We start from the raw sequence: 14,878 nt of genomic DNA on the forward strand, positions 1-14,878 counted from the left end.
GGGCCGGCCGTCTCGTTCGGGCGCTCTGCGTGCGGATGGCCTGGGCGGAGGGCTAGTCCACGACGATGAGGGAGAAGACCTCCTGACCGAAGGTCTCGGCGATGACGTCGCGGGGGTTCAGGTAGGCGAGCTCGAGGGCAAAGCCGAAGCCCTCCACCGAGGCGCCGGCCTGCTCCACGAGCTGGGCGCAGGCGACGGCCGTGCCGCCGGTGGCCACGAGGTCGTCGATGACGATGACCTTGTCGTCGGGGGTCAGGGCGTCGGCGTGGATCTGGATCTCGTCGGTGCCGTACTCGAGGGCGTAGCACTGGGAGATGACCTCGCGGGGGAGCTTGCCGGGCTTTCTGGCCGGGACGAAGCCGGCGCCCAGGCGGTAGGCCACGGGTGCGCCCACGAGGAAGCCGCGGGCCTCGGCGCCCACGACCTTGGTGATGCCGCGGCCCAGGAAGTGCTCCGCGAGCTCGTCGATGACGGCCGAAAACCCCTGGGGGTCGGCGATCAGGGGCGTGATGTCCTTGAAGATGACGCCGGGCTCCGGGTAGTCGGGGATGTCGCAGACGAGGTCCTGGTAGTCGAACTTGCTCATGGGGGTCTCTCTCCTTGGGCTCGCATGGCTTGTCTGAGGGGCTGCTGGGCGGATCACTGGTCTTTGGGCGCCTGTTTGCGCAGGACGTCGGCGAAGGTGCGGCGTATGAGGTCGTCGCGCAGGGAGTCGGTGAGGTGCAGGATCTGCTCGAACGCCTGGGAGTACTGGGCACGCTGCTCGTCGGTGAACTCCCCCTGGCGGGGCCCGAGGACCGAGAGGGCCTGCTCGAACATCGCGGTCTCGCGGTTGGCGGCGTTCACGTACTGGCGCAGGTTGCGGGGCTCGATGCCGAACCGCCGCAGCGCCTCGGCGCAGCGGATGAGGCGGAAGTCGTGCCCGTCCACGAGCTCGCGACCCTGGGGGCTGCGGCGCAGCGACACGATGCCGTTGTTGGCGAGGTCGCGCACGAACGAGATCGAGACGCCGAGGAGCTCCGGGACCTTCTCGAGGGGGTGGAGCTTCTCGCGGGTCTCCTCGTCGTCGCAGACGGCCTCGGGGTACGCGGCGGGGTCGGTGCCGGCGGTGCCCGGCACTCCCCCGCCGTCGAGCTCCTCCTTGATGACCGAGAGGGGCAGGAACCGGTTCTTCTGGAGGTAGAGGATGGTCTCGAGCCGCTTGACGTCGCGCGAGGAGTACAGCCGGTAGCCGCCCGGCGTGCGGGACGGCGTGAGGAGCCCCTCGTCCTCGAGGTAACGGACCTTTGAGACCGAGAGGTCGGGGTACTGGGCCTGGAGGCGCTTGACCACCTTGCCTATGGTGAGGTAACCGGCGTCTGCCATGGGTGCCTTACGCTCCGGTCTGGATGCGGCTCGTGCTCTGGGTGGTGTGGAAGATCATGCGGAAGGTGCCGATCTGGATGGTGGACCCGTCCTCGAGCATGGCCCGGTTGACGATGGCGCCGTCCACCCAGGTGCCGTTGAGGGAGCCGAGGTCCTCCACGGTGTCCGCACCGGGCGCCAGGTGCATCTTGGCATGGTGGCGCGAGACGGTCATGTCGTTGAGGAACACGGTGTTGGAGGGGTCGCGGCCGATGGTGACCTCGGGGGTGTCCAGCACGAAGGTCGTGCCGGTGTGGGGCCCCTTGACGATGGAGAGCGTCGGGTTGGCGAGGCGCTGGGCGCCCATGAGGTCCGGCACGGTGGCGTCTGTGGACGGCATGCGGAAGATGGTCGTGGAGTCGGATGCCGCCTGGTTGTTCTGGGAAGCGCCCGGATTGTTCTGCATCGATGCCTCCTGGAGTGTCGGTTGAGACCTCATTGTACCCCCGCGGGACCTTCCGGCACCCGGGGTCTCCCTATCGGCAGGCCACGCACTCCATCTGGATGGAGGCCCCGTGGGGCAGCGCCGAGACGCCCACCACGGAGCGCGCGGGGTACGGCTTCTCGAACCGCTCCGAGCACACCTCGTCGACGGCCTCGAGGTCGTTGAGGTCCGTGAGGAACAGCGTGACCTTGCAGACCGAGTCGATACCGAGCCCGACGTCGGCGAGGACTGCCTCCACGTTGCGGATCACCTGGACCGTCTGGACGCCGATGGGGGCGTCGCGGAGCACGCCGGACGCCGGGTCGATGGGGAGCTGCCCCGAGACGAACACGTAGCGGGCCGCCGAGGCGCCCTGGGAGAAGGTCCCCGAGGGCTGCGGGGCGTCGGGGGTGAAGATCGAATACATGGCCTACCCTTCCGTCCGCTCGCCCGCGCCGTCGAGGGCGCGGGCACCGATGAAGTCGCCGCCGGGCCTGAGGAGGCCCTGGAGCCCGAGGTCGGCGGGGAGCCTCCGCCCCATGGGGTCGTCGAGGAAATCCACGAGGCCCGGCACCTCCTCGGCGACCCTCCCCCACACGGCGGAGGTGCCCACGGGGACGACGGACTGGAACGAGAGGAGGCTCCTCCAGAGCACGCGCGCCGAGGCGTCGGGCACCACCACGAGGTAGGGAGCGAACGAGCCGACCTCAGGGCGCATGACCACGGTGCCGATGGCGTCGAGGCGCACGTTGGCGAGGGTCCCCGGCCCCGGGAGCGACGCACCCTCGGACAGGTAGTCGCCGAGGACGTCGGCGGCCTCCGGCCCGGCGAGCATCAGGGTCGTGGAGAGCGGGGCGCCGTGGGAGAACTCCACCGAGGCGTAGGGCGCGACGCCCCCGGACTCCACGGCGGCGATGCCGCGCATCCACTCGCCGAGGCCCGCGGCGAGCTCCGCCGGGCACCAGACGCAGAACTCCTTGGGGGCGAGCCCGGCAAGGAGCACCGGCGCCGCCACGCGGCCGTCGCCCATGAGGGCCAGGGCGCCGGCGAGCCGGCCGGGCGCCGGGACGTAGCAGGTGAAGACCGCGGACACGAAGGCGTCCGCAGCGTCGCCGGAGATGCAGGTGGCCACGAGGCCGCCCACGTCCGCCAGGGCGCAGCCCTCGCGGAAGGCCGCGGGCTCGCCGGCGCCGTCGCCGTACCAGGCGGCCTCGGGGCGCCCCTGGGCGTCGGGCTCCATGGACCCGCCGAGCAGGAGGTGCTCGCCCTCCAGCACGTTGCCGGGGACCGCCTCGGGGGTGCCGTTCTCGTCTGCCATGTCATGCCGCCTTTCTCTGGAGGGGGAGCGGGGGCGCCGCCGGGTCCGACGACCAGGCCGCGTCGGGCGAGACCACGGAGTCCACCACGTAGGCGCAGGCGCCCACGATGCGGTCGCCCTGGCGCCAGAGGCAGGCCCCGGCAGGCTCCCCGGGGATGCCGAGCTGGTCGCGGGAGAGAGCCACCCGCGTGTAGGAGCACTCGGTGCCGTCGGGCCAGAGGAGGCCGGTGACGGCGGCCTGGGCCCGCACCGACACCGAGAGGCCGAACCGGTAGGCGAACGGCAGCGTCTCGAGCGTGCGGTCGGGGTCCGCGAGGGTCAGCCTCGTCGCGCCGTCGAAGGCCCATTCCATCATTGCCCGCGTGTCCTCGAAGCGCCCCCAGTCGGTGGCGCACCCGAGGACGCAGGTGTAGAGGGTGAGCCCGTCCTTGCGGGCGGCACCCAGGAACGTGGTGCCCGCCTCCACCTTGCCCGTCTTGATGCCGATGAGCGGGCTGTAGACGGGCATGAGCTCGTCCGTGGAGTAGAACGTGCGCTGCTCGCCGTTCACCGGCACCGTCACCGCGTGGGTGCGGACCATCCGGGCGATGAACGGGTAGTGGGTCAGCGCGTAGCGGCCCATGGCGGCGAGGTCGCGGGCGCAGCTCTCGTGGCCGTCCTCCTCGAGGCCGTGGGGGTTCTTGAACGTGGTCCGCGTCATGCCGATCTGGGCGGCCTTCTCGTTCATGAGGTCGGCGAAGGCGTCCTGGGAGCCGGCGACCTTCTCGGCGATGGCGTAGCCGGCGTCGTTGGCCGAGTACACGAGCAGGACCTCGAGCATGTCCTCGAGGGTGGAGGTCTCCCCCACCGCGTAGCCCGCCACCTGGGCCGCCTCCCAGCCGTCCTCGGGATGGGCCGGCATGGCCACCTCGGTGTCCATGGGGAGGCCCGCGTCGAGGGCCACCATGGCCGTCATGACCTTGGTGATGGAGGCCGGGGCGAAGGCGGCGTCGGCGTTCGACTCCGCGAGCACGCGGCCGGTGGAGTCCTCGACGATCCAGGCCCGGGCCTCGGTGACGCCGGGCGTGCCGAGGCCGGTGTCCGCCAGGGCGGGCGCCGGGCAGAGAAGCACGAGGAGGAGCGCCAGGAGCGCAGCGGACGCGGGCGTGAGGGTCCGGGTCATGACGCGCGGTCCCCCTCCAGCGCCTCGGAGCGGATCTGGAGGCCCTCGACGACGTAGAGCACGCCCGTTATCAGGGAGCAGACGGTGCCCGCGTACACGACGAGGATGGCGGGGCAGGCGGCCTGGCCGTTGAGCAGCGGCAGCCACGGCACGTCCACGAGCCCGAGCCCCGGGAGGACCGGCATGTCGAGGAGGAGCCAGGAGAAGCCGGCCAGGAGCAGGGCCGTGGCCACCTTGCCGATGTAGAGGACGTCGACGGGCCGGCGGCGGTAGCGCTGGAGCGCGGCCATGCCGACGGCGAGCACGACGTCTCGGCCGATGAGGACGACGGGCACCCACACGGGGAGGTCGCCCACGATGCAGAGGCCGAGGACGCCGGTGAACAGGAGGAAGCGGTCCACCGCCGGGTCGAGGAGCTTGCCGAACCACGACACCGTCTGGGTGCGCCGGGCGATCTGGCCGTCCACGAAGTCCGTGAGGGCCGCCACGGCGTAGATGACGAGGCAGAGGATGCGGTCGGCGCCCGTGACGAACAGCCAGAGGAACACGAGGGTGAGCGCGATGCGGCACACCGTGACGGCGTTGGCCACGGTGAGGACGCGGTTGCTGGGGTTGTTCGACGTGCCGAGCGGCGCGGACGGGTCGGCCGCGTGGATCTTCTCTTCCAAATACCTGAGCTTCACTGGACCTCCTTGGTGACAAGGAACCAGTCTAGACCAGCGGGGCACCGCCCCACGGCGCCCATGGCCCCATCGGCCCCATTCATACGGTATTGTAAGGCGCCTGATACGTACCCTTATGAGCACACGGACGAGACCCACCGGACGAAGGCGGTCCGGGAGCTCCCGGAGCCCTTGAGGGTGCGCTCGCACTCGACGGCGCCGCGGAGCGCGCGGGAGAGCTCGGCGTCGGTGAAGCCGCGGGCCCACCGGGGGTGGTTCTTGTAGCGCCACCGCTGCTGGGACGGGTAGCCGAAGGCCTGGGCCACGGCCTCGGGCGTCCCGCGCCCCTGGGCGATGAGGCTCCGGCAGCACACGAGCTCGCGGAGCCGGTCCACGGCGAACATGTGGAGGAGGATCTCGGGGTCGCCGCGGAACAGGCCGTAGAGCTCGAGGGCGCGCGGGAGGTCCCGCTCCGCCACGGCGTCGGCGAAGGTCCAGGGCTTGGGCTCGACGATGCGCGCCACGGAGTCCCTCACCTCGGCCAGGCCCAGGGAGGCGCCGGCGCCGTAGCGCGACGAGAGCTGGAAGGCCACTTGGCGGAGCATGGGCGTCGGGTCGCCCTTGGCGGGGGCGACGCGGTCCACGACCTCGGCGGCGGCGGCCTGGTCGACCGCCAGCCCGAAGGAGCCGCAGAAGCGGGCGAAGAGACCCGGGAGCTCCCAGGGCTTGGGGAGCGAGCACCCGATGACGGTGACGGGCCCCTTCTTCCCCGGCTTGGGGTCCTGTGCCGCCACGGCCTTGTAGAGCCGCGTGTTGCGGGCGAGCCGTTCGGCGGTGAGGAGGAGGACGGTGCGGGGGTTGGGGTCCCCGAGATACGAGACGACGGCCTCCGACACGTCCTTGGGGAGGTGGTCGGCCCCATGGACGATGACGAAGCGCTGGCCGTCCCCGAAGGGGAGCTGGTCGAGCGACTGCAGCAGGCCGTCCCGCGTGAGCTTGGCGGGGTCGCGGCACTCGTCGAGGTTGAACTCCCCGAAGGCGGGGTCGAGGTGCCGCTTGAGGCGGGCCACCGCCTCCTCGCGCATCACCTTGTTGTCTCCCACCGCCACGTAGGCGGGCAACAGCTGCTGGGCCACCGGCCCTCCTCTCCCCTGTCGGTCCAGCCTACCACGGCGTGGGGGTCACGCCGCCAGGGCCTCGGGGCGTCCCACCGAGACCCGGACCCCCGTCGAGGTGTCGGCGGACACACGCACCGGGCCGTGCTCGGCGGTGCACAGGAAACGCGACCCGCTCCCCTCCACGAGGGCGACGCACACGGGGTCGGGGTGGCCGTAGGCGTTGCCCGCCCCCGCCGAGGCCACGCAGAGGGACGGCCGGAGCGCGTCGATGCACGCCCGGTCGAGCGACGCCTCGGAGCCGTGGTGGCCGAGCTTGAGGACGTCCACACGCCCCGCCGCCGGGGCGAACCGCGAGAGCTCGCCCCTCTCGGCGTCGCCGACAAGCAGGGCCCGGAGCCCTCGGGCGTGGGTGGCGAGGAGGCAGAGCGAGTGGGCGTTCTCCGTCCCGTCCACCGGGCCCTCCGGCCAGAGGGCCTCGAGCCTCCAGCCGCCCACCTGGACCGCGTCGCCGGCGGAGACGGTCCGGACCGGGGTGCCGAGAGCGTCTGCTGCGGAGGCCACCCCGTCGCAGAGGGAGGCGTCCACACCCTCCGCGACGACCAGGCGCCCCACCGCCACGGAGCCGTCGAGTTCCCCGAGGCCGCCGTAGTGGTCGTCGTGCTGGTGGGTGAGCACGACGGCGTCCAGCGACGCGACGCCGCGGGAGCGCAGGGACGCCGCGAGGCCGCCCCCGGGCGGCCCGCAGTCGACGAGGACGGCCCGGGGGCCGTCCCGCAGCAGTAGGGCGTCGCCCTGGCCGACGTCCAGCACCTCCAGGGAGGGCGGCTCGAGCCACGGGAGCGCCCCGACGACGAGGGTGGCGGCCAGGGCGAGGGCCGCACCGCGCCGGAGGACGGCCGCCCGCGGCCTCGGCCAGAGCGCGAGGAGCGCGGCGCCCGCCGGGACCGCGGCGACGGCGCCCACGGCGCCGGGGACCTCCACCGGCAGGACCGCCCACGGGAACGCGGTCGCCGCCCGGCAGACGCCGAGGAGCACCGACGCCGCACCCGTGGCGGCGAGGTCGGCCGCGGCACCGGCCACCGGGACGGCCGCGAGGGCCACCGCCGCGAGGGACGACGCCAGCAGCGCGGGGAACAGCGGTGCCGCCGCCATGGAGCAGAGTGGCCCCGCGAGGCTCAGGGTCCCGAAGGTGGAGGCGGCCATGGGGGCGGAGGCCGCGAAGCACAGGAGCCCCGCCGCGAGGTCCGACACGCAGCGCGAGCGGACCGACGAGAGGGCGCGCGCAAGCGCACCGGCGCGAGGGCGGGGGCGCGGAGCCGGGACGAGCCGGTCCAGGGCGGCCCTGGCCCACGGGCCGAAGAGCGCGAGGCAGGCGACGCAGGTGCACGAGAGCGAGAGCCCCAGGTCGGAGACGGCCGTCGGGTCGAGGCAGCAGAGGAGCCAGCCGAAGCACCCCAGGGCCGCAAGGGGGCTCGCCCTCCGACCCGCCACCTGGGAGGCGGAGGAGGCGAGGGCCATGGCCCAGGCGCGCAGGGCCGACGCCGGGGCGGCGCACAGGAGCACGAAGCACCCGGTGAGGAGCCCGGTGACCGCGGTCCGCGCCCAGAGGGGCCTGGCCCGCGACGCGACCCCGCCGAACAGCGCCGCCACCACGGACAGGTGGGCGCCCGAGACCGCCACGAGGTGCGAGACGCCGGCCGCCGACACCGTGTCGGCGACGCCGGTGGAGCGGAGCGCGCCGCGCCACCCGAGGGCGAGCGCCGCCGCGACGGCGTGGGCCTCGGAGGCGTCGGGGCCGAACCCCTCGAGCAGCGACGCCCTCGCCCGGGCGAACGCCCCGAGCGGGCCCGGTGCCGGGGCGCGGCTGCGGACGGTGGAGAGCCGCACCGTCCCGAGCAGGCCGCGGCCGCGCATCTCGGCCGCGTCCCGCTCGCCCGGCGCCGAGAACGTCCCCACCCCCTCCACGGTCTCCCGGAGGCCGAGCGGCACGTCGCTCCGGAGGCGCACGGTCCCGACCGTGGCGCCGCCCAGGGACGCCTCGGCCTCCGAGCTCCACCCGTAGGTGCCCTCGACGGCGTCGGAGACCGTGGTGAGGGAGAGCCTCGAGACGGGCGTCCCCTCGAGGAGGGCGCGGCCCCGCGCCTGGGAGGCGAGCTCGAGCGACCCAGAGACGAGCGCGAGCCCCACGGCGGCCGCGGCGACGGCGGCGCGCCCGACGAGCGCCGGCCGGATCCTGCGCACGGCGGCGAGGGCCGCGGCGCAGGCGGCAGCGAGCAGGGCGGCCTGGCCGGGACCGGGGACCCACCCGGCCCGGAGCTGAAGGGCAACGCACCCGGCCGCCGCGAGGAAGACGACGAACGCCCAGGGTACCTGGGGGCGCTCCGGCCACTCACACACGGATTCGCTCCCGCATCTTGGCGAACTTCTTCTCGCCGATGCCCGAGACCCTCATGACGTCCTCCACAGAGGTGAAGGGGCCGTTGGCCTCGCGGTCCTCGAGGATGGCGGCGGCGGTCGCCTCCCCCACCCCCGGCAGCGTCCGGAGCTCCTCGGCCGTGGCGGTGTTGAGGTTCACGGGGGCCGAGGGGTCGGACGGGGCGCCTGCGGACGCCTGCGTCGCGCCGTCGGGGAACGGCGCGACGGCCTCCTCCCCCTCCCTGGGCACGTGGACCTTCATGGCGTCCTCGACCCGCGCCGCGAGGTTCAGCGAGGAGGTGTCGGCGCCCTCGACGAGACCGCCGGCCGCCTCCACGGCATCGGCCACCCGGGGGTCGTCCCCCTCGAGGGAGTAGACGCCCGGCGACGCGACGGCCCCGTCGACGTGCACGGTGGGAGGCGCGGCGGCCTCCTCGGGAGCCTGGGCGACCGCATCCCCCGCACCACCGCCCCCGTCCCCGGGGTCCTCCGCGGCGGGCGCCTCCGGCCCGGCTTCGCCCCCGCGCTCGATGACGACGTCCCCGGGCACGGACGCGCCCACCGCGAGCCAGCCGACCGCCGCGAGCGCGGCGACACCGGCCGCGACGACCACCCACCGCGGCACACGCCGCCCGGAACCCCTCGTCCCCCTCTGCGCCACGGGCCCTCCCTCAGCCGAATCCCCTGGGAGCCCGAGCCTAGGGGACGACTCCGACGGGACCCCGACCGGGCCCCGACAAGAGACCGACCGGCGGTGTCAGAACCCCTGCTCGGGGACACCGCCGGTCGGTATGGAGGAACGATGGAGAGGGAGGTCAGCCCTCGTCGGGGAGCGGGGCCGGCGCCAAGGCGTCGTGCCGCTCGCGCCAACGCGCCGGGGGCCGGTAGGCGCCGCAGGTGTCGAAGTCCACGTACTCCACGGTGCGGAGCAGCCCCTCCACCATGGCGTCGTGGTCGAAGAGCCCCCACGCCACGGCCACCTGGGCCGGCTTGGCGTGGGTCTCGGGCCTCCTCGGCATGAAGAGCGTGCAGCAGTCGGGCGCCGTCTGGGAGCTGATGTCGTAGGTGCCGATGGCCTTGGCGCGCTCGATGATCTCCTGCTTGTCGGAGCCGATGAGGGGCCTCAAGACCGGCATGGCCGTCACGACCTCGGACGTCGCCCGGATGTTGTCGAGCGTTTGGGAGGCGACCTGGCCCAAGGACTCGCCGGTGACGAGCGCCTTGGCACCCTCGACGAGGGCGATGCGCTCGGCGACGGCGTACATGAGCCGGCGGTACATGAGGATGCGCAGCGACTGCGGGACGGCGAGGGCGATGTCTCGCTGGCACTGGCCGAAGGGGACGACGTAGAGCCTGCCCACCGCGCCCTCGGGACCGAGGGCGCGCACCAGGTCCTGGCAGAGCCACTCGCTGCCGTCGCTCGTCATGGGACGCCCGGAGAAGTGCACAGGGACCATGGTGGCCCCGCGCCTCCCCATCATCCACGTTGCCACCGGGGAGTCGAAGCCGCTCGAGAACAGCGACACGCACTTGCCGGCGGTGCCCACGGGCAGGCCGCCCACGCCGCGCTCGCTCGCCGCGTAGATGAAGGCGGAGCCCTCGTTGAAGAGCGCCCGGACCTCGACGTCCGGGTCGTGGACGTCCACCCTGCGGTCGGGGAAGGCCTCGCAGAGGGCCGAGCCGATCTGGCGGTTGAGCTCGATGGTGTGGAGCGGGTAGTCGGTGTTGCTGCGCTTGGCCTGCACCTTGAAGGAGCCGCACCCGCCGACCTCGCCCAGGGCCTCGACGGCCGCGGGCAGGTAGTCGTCGGGGTCCTGGAGGCAGCGGAACGCCAGGGACACGCGGGCCACGCCGGGGACCTGGCGGATGAGGCCCACGGCCTCGAACGGCGCCTCGGGGGACGAGAAGGTGGCCATGATGTGGCCGGAGATGCGATGGACGGAGGAGACCGGCAACGAACGGAGGGCCAGCCGGAGGTTGGCCACCAGCTGGTCCTCGAAGGTCTTGCGGTTCTTCCCCTTGAGCCCGATCTCGTGGTAGTGGACCAGGCAGACGCGGGAAGCCATGCTAGTTGTTCGTGTCGCCGTCGGCGATCTCGGTGTCGAACTCGGCCACGTTGTAGCCGAGGACGCCGCCGTCGAGCTCGTCCATGGCGATGGAGATGGGGTCCTTGCCGCTCACGACCGTGGTGATGTCGTCGACGTCCTGGATGGCCGTGACGCGGAGGTGCTGGCCGCGCAGCATGCTGTTGATGTCACAGGCGCGCTTGGAGGCGATGGAGCACAGCAGGAAGGGGTTCTCCTCGGTCTTGGCGAGCAGGTCGTCGATGTCGGGCTTGGTGATGGACATGAAACCTCATTCCGATTCAAAGGCCTCGACCGTCGAGAGCAGCTCGGCTGTCGCCCGGTCGAGGTCGTCGTTCACGATGCGTGCGTCGTAGGATGCCGCGAGGGCCGTCTCGCCCGCGGCCTGACCCAACCTGAGGGCGATGTCCTCGTCGGACTCGGTGCCGCGGCCCCTGAGCCTGCGCTCGAGCTCCTCCATGGAGGGGGGCTCGATGAAGACGAGGACGGCGTCGTCCATGAGCCGCTTCACGTTGAGGCCGCCCTGGACGTCGATCTCGAGGATGAGCGAGTGGCCCGAGGCCAGCACGCGCTCCACCTCCGAGACGGGCGTGCCGTAGCGGTGGCCGGCGACGTGGGCCCACTCGAGGAACTCGCCGCCCTCCACCATGGCGTCGAACTCAGCGTCCGTCTTGAAGCTGTATGCCACGCCGTCGACCTCGCCGGGACGGGGTGCGCGCGTCGTGGCAGAGACCGTCAGGCCGAGGTCGGGGCGGGCCCGGCGCACGGCCGAGACCAGCGTTCCCTTCCCCGCGCCCGACGGTCCCGAGACGACGAAAAGGCGGGCAGCCACGGGTTACTTGGAGAGGATCTCGAGGAGACGCTCACGCTGGCGGGCGCCGAGGCCCTGGACGCGACGCTTGGGGGAGATGTCGAGCTCCTCCATGATCTTGGCGGCCTTGGCCTTGCCGTAGCCGGGCAGCGACTCGATGAGGGCGCGCACGGGCATGCGGGTGGCGGCGGAGTCGTCGGAGTTCAAGACTTCCTCGAGGGAGACCTCGCCGTTCTTGATCTTCTCGCGGAGCTCTGCACGGGCGTGACGGGCGGCGGCAGCCTTCTTGAGGTTCTCGGCGCGCTGCTCTTCAGAGAGCTGAGGAAGTGCCATGGATAACTCCTATCGATTGGTCACAGTTCAAGTGTGCAGCCGATAACGAAAAGTGTCGGCAGCACGGTTATTCTGGCAATCTAGCGGCTATTTTGCAAGCCGGCGCGACCCGAGGGATTCAGGACGCCCCCCATTAGCACACAATTCGCACTCAGAGGGGTCCCACGAGACGGCGTCGACGGCCAGCAGGGGGAAGAACGGGGCGTCGAAGAGACGGTCGGTCTGGCGGTCGATGATGGACACGACGCCCACCACCTCGCCGCCGGCGGCCTCGACGAGGTCGCAGACCTCCTTGACGGACCCGCCGGTGGTCACGACGTCCTCGCATACCAGCACCTTCGCGCCCTCGGGCACCTCGAAGGAGCGGCGGAGGCACATCCTGCCCTCCTGGCGCTCGGTGAAGATGAAGTCGACGCCGAGGGCGTAGCCCATGGCGAAGCCGAAGGTGATGCCGCCCACGGCCGGGGACGCCACGAGGTCGACGGCGGAGCGCACGTCCTCGGGGAGCCGCTCGACGGCCTCCCGGGCGAGCTCAACGGTGGTCGTGGGGCTCTCCATGACGCGCGCGCACTGGATGTAGGTGTCGGAGTGGCGCCCGCTCGTGAGCACGAAGTGGCCGTGGCGCACGGCCCCGGTCTCCTCGAGGATGCCCATGATGGCGGCGTCGTCCAGACGCTTGTCCATTGTCCTGGTCCTTTCTGTCAGTCGAGGGCCGCGGCGACCTCGTCCACGACGGCCCGTGCGGCCGCGACCGGGTCGTCGGCGCCGGTGATGGGGCGACCCACCACGATGCGGCTCGCCCCCCGGGCGATCGCCTCGGCGGGCGTGGCAACGCGGGACTGGTCGCCGAGGTCGGAGCCGGCCGGCCGAACGCCGGGGCACACGATCCGGGCGGCCGGCCCGAGGAGGGCCCGCATGGCGGAGGCCTCGTTGGGCGAGCACACGATGCCGTCGGCGCCGTTGGCGCAGGCGAGGCTCGCCAGGCGCGCCACCTCGCGATCGACGGGGCCCGCGAGCCCCACGGAGTCGGCGCAGGCCTGGTCCATGGAGGTCAGCACGGTGATGGCGACGATGTCGCAGGGCGAGGTGCGGCCCACCGACGACGCCCCCTCGCGGGCGGCAGCCACCATGTCGGCGCCGCCGAGGCCGTGGATCGAGAGCATGTCGGCGCCGCAGGAGACGGCGCTCCGGGCCGCCCCGCGCACCTGGTGGGGGATGTCGAAGAGCTTGAGGTCGAGGAAGACCTTGAAACCGAGGCCGCGCAGGTAGTCCACGATGTCCGGACCGCAGGCGTAGAAGAGGGTCATGCCCACCTTCACCCAGCCCACGGTGCCGGCGAGCTCGCGGCCGAGGCGCAGGGCCTCGGAGCGCGAGCAGTCGAGGGCGACGATCACGCGGTCCCTGGCGTCTGCGCTCACTGGCATTCGAAGGCTCCGATCAGATCGTTGACGTCGTCCACGCCCTGGGAGGCGACCCACTCCTCGAGCTCGGCGAGGATACGCGGCGCGCACTCGGGGTCGAAGAGGTTGGCGGAGCCCACGGAGACGGCGGTGGCGCCGGCGAGGATGAACTCGGCCGCGTCCTCCCCGGAGGCGACGCCGCCCACGCCGTTGATGGGGATGTCGACGGCCTGGGCCACCTCCCACACCATGCGCACGGCGATGTTGTGGAGCACGGGGCCCGAGAGGCCGCCCGTGGGACGCGACAGCTTGGAGCGGCGCGTGTGGACGTCGATGGCCATGGCCGGGATGGAGTTGATGACCGAGAGGGCGTCGGCGCCCTCGGCCTCGAGGGCGCGGGCGACGTCGACCACCCGGGCCGGGGCCATCTTCACGAGGAGGGGCCGCGAGGTGCGGGGCCGCACGGCCCGGACGACCTCGGCCGCCCCCTCGGGCGTGGAGCCCATGGCGCAGCCGCCGGCGGCGATGTTGGGGCACGAGATGTTGATCTCGAGGCCGGCCGCCCAGGGGGCGAGCTCCTCGAAGAGCTCGACGGCGGCCACGTACTCGTCGACCGAGTGGCCGGCCACCTGGCAGATGACCTGGCACCCCTTCTCGGAAAGGCCGGCGAGGTACTCCCCCGCCTCGGCCACGAGGCCGCGGACGCCGGGGTTCTGCAGGCCGACGGAGTTCATGACGCCCGAGGTGACGTCGCACATGCGGGGCGCGGGGTTTCCGGGCCACGGCTCGGCGGCGCACCCCTTGGTGGTGATGGCGCCGAGGGTGGACACGTCGTAGAACCCCTCGAACTGCCAACCGAAGCCGTAGGTGCCGGCGGCGGTGTTGACGGGGTTTCTCATCTGGATGCCGCCGAGGTCGACGGCCATGTTGGGGGCGCTCACCAGACCACCTCCGTGGCATCGAAGACCGGGCCGCCCATGCAGGCGCCCACATTGCCGTGGTCCGTGGGCACCACGCAGGTGGCGCACGCGCCGAAGCCGCAGGTCATCATCCGCTCCATGGAGACCTGGCACGCGACGGACCACTCCGCGCAGAGCTCCGCGACCCCCCTCATCATCGGCTCGGGGCCGCAGGTGAGGACGAGGTCGTACTTCTCGGTGGGAAGGGCGCTCTCCACCACGTCCACCGTGGTGCCCTTGGCGCCGGCCGTGCCGTCGTCGGTCACCACGATGACGTTGCCGGCACCGGAGGCCACGAGGCGGTCGACGCCCCAGACGGCCGAACCGGTGCGGGCCCCCACCACCACGTCGTAGTCCATGCCCTCGAGCCCCATGGAGACGGCCGCCGAGAGGATGGGGGTGATGCCGCAGCCGCCGGCGACCATGAGGCACCGGTGGGTTGCGGCGTCGATCGACCATCCGTGGCCGCCCGGGCCGAGCACGGTGGTCTCGGCCCCCGGCGCCATGGCGGCCAGGGCCCGGGTCCCCGGCCCCTGGACGGCGTAGACGGTCTCCACCGTGCCGGCGTCGTAGTCGATGGCGGAGAAGGAGAGCGGCACGCGGGCGGTCTGCTTGGGCTCGCCGGGGACGGCGATGCTGAAGAACTGGCCGCTGGAGAGCGACGCGGCCAGGCGCGGCGCCCGGAAGACCAGCCTCCACAGACTCGAGGCGACTGGCACGTTGGACACCACGACGGCGTCGTGGACCCGTGCCGGCGAGGGGGTGGGCATGAACGGGGCTCCTTTCTG

18 protein-coding genes are annotated in these 14,878 nt (G+C 72.6%); all 18 read right to left on the reverse strand.

Annotation, left to right across the window (positions count from 1 at the left end):
• Positions 1 to 52 precede the first annotated feature (52 nt).
• Positions 53 to 586, reverse strand: a complete 534-nt coding sequence (locus NFR49_RS01650) for an adenine phosphoribosyltransferase (protein ID WP_135977391.1) — start codon at positions 584 to 586, stop codon at positions 53 to 55.
• A gap of 53 nt (positions 587 to 639) precedes the next feature.
• Positions 640 to 1,365, reverse strand: a complete 726-nt coding sequence (ftsR, locus tag NFR49_RS01655) for a transcriptional regulator FtsR (protein WP_251157951.1) — start codon at positions 1,363 to 1,365, stop codon at positions 640 to 642.
• Between the two features lie 7 nt (positions 1,366 to 1,372).
• Positions 1,373 to 1,810, reverse strand: a complete 438-nt coding sequence (locus NFR49_RS01660) for an FHA domain-containing protein (RefSeq protein WP_135977389.1) — start codon at positions 1,808 to 1,810, stop codon at positions 1,373 to 1,375.
• A gap of 70 nt (positions 1,811 to 1,880) precedes the next feature.
• Entirely contained in the window at positions 1,881 to 2,255 is a 375-nt protein-coding gene (locus NFR49_RS01665) for a RidA family protein (protein ID WP_251157952.1), read from the reverse strand.
• A 3-nt stretch (positions 2,256 to 2,258) separates the two neighbouring features.
• The gene (locus NFR49_RS01670; protein WP_251157953.1) at positions 2,259 to 3,146 is read right to left on the reverse strand and encodes a hypothetical protein; all 888 of its coding nucleotides are present in this window, start codon (positions 3,144 to 3,146) and stop codon (positions 2,259 to 2,261) included.
• Between the two features lies 1 nt (position 3,147).
• Positions 3,148 to 4,308: a D-alanyl-D-alanine carboxypeptidase family protein gene (locus NFR49_RS01675; protein WP_251157954.1), complete on the reverse strand. Its 1,161-nt coding sequence runs from the start codon at positions 4,306 to 4,308 to the stop codon at positions 3,148 to 3,150.
• Positions 4,305 to 4,991 (reverse strand): CDP-alcohol phosphatidyltransferase family protein, encoded by a 687-nt coding sequence (locus tag NFR49_RS01680; protein WP_251157955.1) that lies wholly within the window; start codon positions 4,989 to 4,991, stop codon positions 4,305 to 4,307. The genes NFR49_RS01675 and NFR49_RS01680 overlap by 4 nt, the downstream gene beginning before the upstream one ends.
• A gap of 113 nt (positions 4,992 to 5,104) precedes the next feature.
• Positions 5,105 to 6,106 carry a DNA polymerase III subunit delta gene (holA, locus tag NFR49_RS01685; RefSeq protein ID WP_251157956.1) on the reverse strand — a complete coding sequence of 334 codons (1,002 nt, stop codon included), beginning with the start codon at positions 6,104 to 6,106 and terminating at the stop codon, positions 5,105 to 5,107.
• Between the two features lie 45 nt (positions 6,107 to 6,151).
• Positions 6,152 to 8,485, reverse strand: a complete 2,334-nt coding sequence (locus tag NFR49_RS01690) for a ComEC/Rec2 family competence protein (RefSeq protein ID WP_251157957.1) — start codon at positions 8,483 to 8,485, stop codon at positions 6,152 to 6,154.
• A complete protein-coding gene (locus NFR49_RS01695) occupies positions 8,478 to 9,164 on the reverse strand; it encodes a ComEA family DNA-binding protein (protein ID WP_251157958.1) in 687 nt (228 codons plus the stop codon). Before NFR49_RS01695 ends, NFR49_RS01690 begins: the two co-directional genes overlap by 8 nt.
• Before the next feature lie 154 nt (positions 9,165 to 9,318).
• Entirely contained in the window at positions 9,319 to 10,569 is a 1,251-nt protein-coding gene (thiI, locus tag NFR49_RS01700; RefSeq protein ID WP_251157959.1) for a tRNA uracil 4-sulfurtransferase ThiI, read from the reverse strand.
• A 1-nt stretch (position 10,570) separates the two neighbouring features.
• Positions 10,571 to 10,852, reverse strand: coding sequence for a DNA-directed RNA polymerase subunit omega (locus NFR49_RS01705; RefSeq protein WP_135977381.1), 282 nt, complete (start codon positions 10,850 to 10,852; stop codon positions 10,571 to 10,573).
• A gap of 6 nt (positions 10,853 to 10,858) precedes the next feature.
• Positions 10,859 to 11,419 carry a guanylate kinase gene (gene gmk, locus NFR49_RS01710; RefSeq protein ID WP_251157960.1) on the reverse strand — a complete coding sequence of 187 codons (561 nt, stop codon included), beginning with the start codon at positions 11,417 to 11,419 and terminating at the stop codon, positions 10,859 to 10,861.
• 3 nt (positions 11,420 to 11,422) lie between these two features.
• Positions 11,423 to 11,731 (reverse strand): integration host factor, actinobacterial type, encoded by a 309-nt coding sequence (gene mihF / locus NFR49_RS01715; protein WP_135977379.1) that lies wholly within the window; start codon positions 11,729 to 11,731, stop codon positions 11,423 to 11,425.
• A gap of 87 nt (positions 11,732 to 11,818) precedes the next feature.
• Positions 11,819 to 12,415, reverse strand: a complete 597-nt coding sequence (pyrE, locus tag NFR49_RS01720) for an orotate phosphoribosyltransferase (protein WP_251157961.1) — start codon at positions 12,413 to 12,415, stop codon at positions 11,819 to 11,821.
• Between the two features lie 17 nt (positions 12,416 to 12,432).
• Positions 12,433 to 13,155 (reverse strand): orotidine-5'-phosphate decarboxylase, encoded by a 723-nt coding sequence (gene pyrF, locus NFR49_RS01725; RefSeq protein WP_251157962.1) that lies wholly within the window; start codon positions 13,153 to 13,155, stop codon positions 12,433 to 12,435.
• Positions 13,146 to 14,057 (reverse strand): dihydroorotate dehydrogenase, encoded by a 912-nt coding sequence (locus tag NFR49_RS01730; protein ID WP_420840265.1) that lies wholly within the window; start codon positions 14,055 to 14,057, stop codon positions 13,146 to 13,148. The genes pyrF and NFR49_RS01730 overlap by 10 nt, the downstream gene beginning before the upstream one ends.
• Positions 14,058 to 14,068: 11 nt before the next feature.
• The gene (locus tag NFR49_RS01735; RefSeq protein WP_135977376.1) at positions 14,069 to 14,860 is read right to left on the reverse strand and encodes a dihydroorotate dehydrogenase electron transfer subunit; all 792 of its coding nucleotides are present in this window, start codon (positions 14,858 to 14,860) and stop codon (positions 14,069 to 14,071) included.
• Positions 14,861 to 14,878 lie beyond the last annotated feature (18 nt).

This window comes from Caniella muris, assembly GCF_943193035.1.
Taxonomy (GTDB): domain Bacteria; phylum Actinomycetota; class Coriobacteriia; order Coriobacteriales; family Atopobiaceae; genus Granulimonas; species Granulimonas faecalis.